This is a genomic window from Anaerobutyricum hallii DSM 3353 (assembly GCF_000173975.1).
In the GTDB taxonomy this organism is placed as follows: domain Bacteria; phylum Bacillota; class Clostridia; order Lachnospirales; family Lachnospiraceae; genus Anaerobutyricum; species Anaerobutyricum hallii.
The window spans coordinates 1-4,378 of sequence record NZ_ACEP01000117.1 but is presented as its reverse complement, the minus strand read 5'-3'; the positions used below and the strand labels follow the sequence as shown (position 1 = coordinate 4,378).

At 40.9% G+C, this 4,378-nt stretch carries 4 protein-coding genes; all 4 read right to left on the bottom strand.

What is annotated here, in order from left to right; translation table 11 throughout:
* Positions 1-122: 122 nt before the first annotated feature.
* Complete coding sequence (gene thiC / locus EUBHAL_RS11790; protein ID WP_005350036.1) at positions 123-1,427, bottom strand: phosphomethylpyrimidine synthase ThiC; 1,305 nt, start codon at positions 1,425-1,427, stop codon at positions 123-125.
* A 112-nt stretch (positions 1,428-1,539) separates the two neighbouring features.
* Positions 1,540-2,991, bottom strand: coding sequence for a bifunctional hydroxymethylpyrimidine kinase/phosphomethylpyrimidine kinase (gene thiD, locus EUBHAL_RS15495; RefSeq protein ID WP_005350033.1), 1,452 nt, complete (start codon positions 2,989-2,991; stop codon positions 1,540-1,542).
* A gap of 45 nt (positions 2,992-3,036) precedes the next feature.
* Positions 3,037-3,690 (bottom strand): thiamine phosphate synthase, encoded by a 654-nt coding sequence (gene thiE / locus EUBHAL_RS11780; protein WP_005350030.1) that lies wholly within the window; start codon positions 3,688-3,690, stop codon positions 3,037-3,039.
* On the bottom strand, positions 3,677-4,378 hold a 702-nt coding region (gene thiM, locus EUBHAL_RS11775), incomplete at its 5' end, for a hydroxyethylthiazole kinase (protein ID WP_005350028.1). The genes thiM and thiE, both read right to left, overlap by 14 nt.

The following is a 4,378-nucleotide window of genomic DNA, read 5'->3' as shown; positions in this document are numbered from 1 at the left end:
GCTCTAGAGTGAGGATTGAATGTGAGCCATTCAGCAAACATTCAACCCACAGTGACAGAGTCACAAATATAGGATAGCTTCTTTCTTTGGGAGCGTCTCCTCTTATCTTCACAAATTACTATTTACAAAATATCAATATGTTCTCCAGCCAATGCCTTATTCATGCTTCTTACCGCACAGAACTTTCCACACATAGAGCAAGTATCCTCATGTTCTGGTTTTCTGTCATCGCGGATTGCTTTGGCTGTTTCCGGATCCATTGCACATTCCCACTGTGCTTCCCAATCTAAAACACGGCGGGCATCTGCCATCTTATCATCTATCTCTCTTGCACCACGGACACCTTTTGCGATATCGGCTGCATGTGCCGCAATTTTTGATGCCATGATTCCCTGTTTTACGTCTTCAAGATTTGGAAGTGCAAGGTGTTCTGCTGGTGTAACATAGCAGAGGAATGCAGCACCATTTTGAGCAGCGATTGCTCCACCGATAGCGGATACAATATGGTCATAACCTGGTGCAATATCTGTTACGATTGGTCCAAGTACATAGAATGGTGCTCCAGAACAAATGGTGGACTGTAACTTCATGTTTGCAGCAATCTGATCCATTGGCATATGTCCCGGTCCTTCTACCATAACCTGTACATTTTTCTCCCACGCACGTTTGGTAAGTTCTCCAAGACGAACTAATTCTTCAATTTGACATACATCGGAACCATCGGCAAGACAGCCTGGACGGCAGGCATCTCCGAGGGAGATTGTTACATCGTATTCCTGACAGATATCAAGAATTTCATCGAAATATTCATAGAAAGGGTTTTCTTCTCCTGTCATTGTCATCCATGCAAATACAAGGGAACCTCCACGGGATACGATGTTCATTTTTCTTTTATGCTTTTTAATCTGGTCGATTGTCTTTCTTGTAATTCCACAGTGTAATGTTACGAAGTCTACACCATTTTCTGCGTGAAGACGTACTACATCAATAAAGTCTTTTGCGGTAAGAGTATCTAAGTCTCTCTGATAGTGAATTACAGAATCATAGATTGGTACTGTTCCAATCATTACAGGACATTCGGAAGTCAGTTTTTTACGGAACGGTTCTGTATTTCCGTGGGAAGATAAATCCATGATGGCATCTGCTCCCATGTTTACTGCTTCCATTACTTTTTTCATCTCTATATCATAATCTTTACAGTCTTTTGATACACCAAGATTTACATTAATCTTTGTTTTTAACATAGAGCCGACACCCTGTGGGTCTAAGCATTTATGATTTTTGTTCGCGCAGATAGCAACTTTTCCTTCTGCTACTAATGCTCTGATTTCTTCTGGTGTCATTCGTTCTTTTGCTGCAACCTTTTCCATTTCTGGAGTAATAATATTTTTTCTTGCTGCATCCATCTGTGTTGTGTAATTTCTCATCTTTTGTTACCTCCAATTTTGTAAATACTATTTATAATGCCATTTTTATAAAGCTTAACTAATCTGTTTATTTCATTACTTTATATACATTGACACTTGTCTGTTACTATGTTTACAAATCCCACATATGATTTAGCGGGCCATTTCCCTGTCCAAGATTCAGCATTGCTCTAATTGCTCCGCTGATGTATACTTTTGCCTTTTTTACGGATTCTTCTACAGGAAATCCCTTTGCCAGATTTGCCGCTACCGCACTTGAAAGTGTACAGCCGGTTCCGTGTGTGTTTGGATTATCAATTCTTTCTTCTGGAAACCAAACGGCTTTTTCTTTTTTTTCTTCCTGCAAAAAACTCTCATAAAGCAAATCGTCCGCATTTTCTTCGCTGTGACCGCCCTTACTTAAGACCGCACAATTCCACCTGTCTGCAATGACTTTTGCTGCTTCTTCCCTTGTTTTTTTATCGGTAATTTTTATCCCGGATAAAAATTCGGTTTCTGGAATGTTCGGGGTTAGCAGGGAAACTTTTGGATATAATTTCTCATATAATATCTTTCTCGTTGTTTCTTCTACTAAAACCGTACCGCTTGTCGAAATCATCACCGGGTCTGCCACTACATTTTTGATAGAATATTTTTCCAGGTATTCTGCGATAATCTCTGCCTGTTCCTTTGAAGCAATCATTCCAATTTTCACCGCATCTGGCTTTATATCTGTGAAAATGCTTTCCATCTGTTTTTTAAAAAATTCTGCTGGTACTGGCATAATCCCGGTAATTCCGACTGTATTTTGTGCGGTAAGTGCGGTGATACAAGTCATGGCATATACTTTATGAACAGTTAAAGTCTTGATATCCGCTTGAATACCTGCTCCTCCGCTCGAATCACTGCCTGCAATTGTAAGAACTGTTTTCATATTTGAAAAAGAATAATCACCTATCTCCGAAAAATCTCTCACATAAATATTAGAAAGTTTCTGGATTTCTTTCGCATTTCCCACACTGTAGGTATCGTAGATACTGCATACTGGAAATCCAGCTTCAGTAGCAGTTTTCACCGCATATAAAGAATCTTCAAATACCCATGTTTCCTCTTTTTTAGTGCCTAGCTTTTGCCTTGCAAGCTCAAATACCTTCGGGCTTGTCTTTCCGGCTCCGGCTTCCTCGCAGGTAATCATTCCCGTAAAGTCCTGCCATATGCCGTTACGAATAAGCGCCGCCTTTGCCATCTCCTTATCTGTCGCTGTGGCTATAATTAACTTCACACCATTTTCTTTCAGACGTTTTACTAAGGCATAGGCTCCCGGCTTCATGACCGCTTCTTTATAGTAAAAATCTTTTACAACCTGATTGACTCCTTCTAAAATGTCTTCTGCTGATACCGAAAGGCCATACTCTTTTTGCATATAGATGGCTCCTTCTGGCAAAGATAAAGCATCCAGCCGTTCTTTTAAATCTGGCTTTGCCTTAATGCCAAGAGTAGCAAGATATCTCGCTCCTGCATTTTCCCAGATGGGCATGGAATCAAGTAAAGTTCCATCAATATCAAAGATTGCTCCTTTTATCACGATGCCTTTCTCCTTTTATTGTCTTTTCCACTAACTACCGAAAAATTATTTCAGCATTTTTTCTGTTCTGTCTTTTAAAACTTTTGTAGCAGCTTCAATATCTTTTGCCGCAAAAATAGCACTAACCACAGCGATACCGCAAATACCACTTCCCTGTAAAGATAAAATGTTATCTGCCCCGATTCCACCAATTGCAATCACTGGAATATTTACTGCCTCGCAGATTGCTTTTAATGTTTCCTTGCTGACATCTGCCGCATCTTTTTTCGTGGAAGTGGAAAATACGGCTCCCACGCCAAGATAATCCGCCCCCATTTTTTCAGCTAATACTGCCTGCTCTACTGTCTGGGCAGATACGCCAAGAATCTTGTCTTCACCAAGAATCTTTCTCACGTCATCGGCTTCCATATCACTTTGTCCAACGTGAACTTCCATCCGCATCCATATCTTTTGCGATTCTGACATTATCATTGATAACAAATGGAACATGATACTTATGACACAATTCTTTGAGAGCCACCGCTTCTTCCATGAAATGTTCCTCATGAGTTCCTTTTCCCGAAGCTGTATAAAAGTCGCTCCTCCTTTTAATGCCTTTTCCACCTGCTCGTAAAGTGTTTCATTTCCAAGCCAGGAACGGTCGGTTACTGCATATAAAAGTAAATCTTTTCTTAATTGTTCTCTGTTAACGCAGCTCATACTTTGCTCTTTCCTCCAATGTATTTCCATCCATATGGTAAATAGCATCAATTATCCGATTACGGTAAGTGGAATTTCCCTCACCTTCTTTTAAATGTTCAAATCCAATCTCTCCGGCAATTCCCATCGCACAAACTGCCGCCGCTGCTGCCTCCAAAGGCTGCTCTGCGTTTGCACAAAGGAAAGCCGTCATCATTCCAGAAAGCTGGCATCCAGTTCCGGTGATTGCTCCCAGCTCTGGTTTTCCGTTGCGGATAACATAACATTTTTCAGAATCAGCAACTAAATCAATGGCTCCCGTTACAGCAATCACACTTCCTGTCGCTTCAGAAAATGCTTTCAGCTTCCCAATCGTCTCATCAAGATTCTCCTCTGTAACCGCATCTGCCAAATCTGCATCCACACCTTTTGTATTTCCCGTTCCTTCCATCAGGGTTCGGATTTCTGAAATATTTCCACGGATAACAGTAAACTTTATGTCCCGCACTAGCTCATTCGCTGTCTTTGTCCGAAGTCCACTCGCTCCGGCTCCTACCGGATCAAGCAGCACAACATGACCAAGTACATTTGCCTTTTTTCCTGCTAAAAACATGGACGGAATCGTATTTTTATTCAGCGTACCAATGTTAATATTCAATCCCTGACAAATAGAAGTAATATCTTCCACTTCTCCAGAATCGTCCGCCAT

Excerpts from the sequence above, each read along its gene's own strand:
- thiC (WP_005350036.1), bottom strand. The coding sequence starts at position 1,427 with ATGAGAAATTACACAACACAGATGGATGCAGCAAGAAAAAATATTATT.
- thiE (WP_005350030.1), bottom strand. The coding sequence starts at position 3,690 with ATGAGCTGCGTTAACAGAGAACAATTAAGAAAAGATTTACTTTTATAT.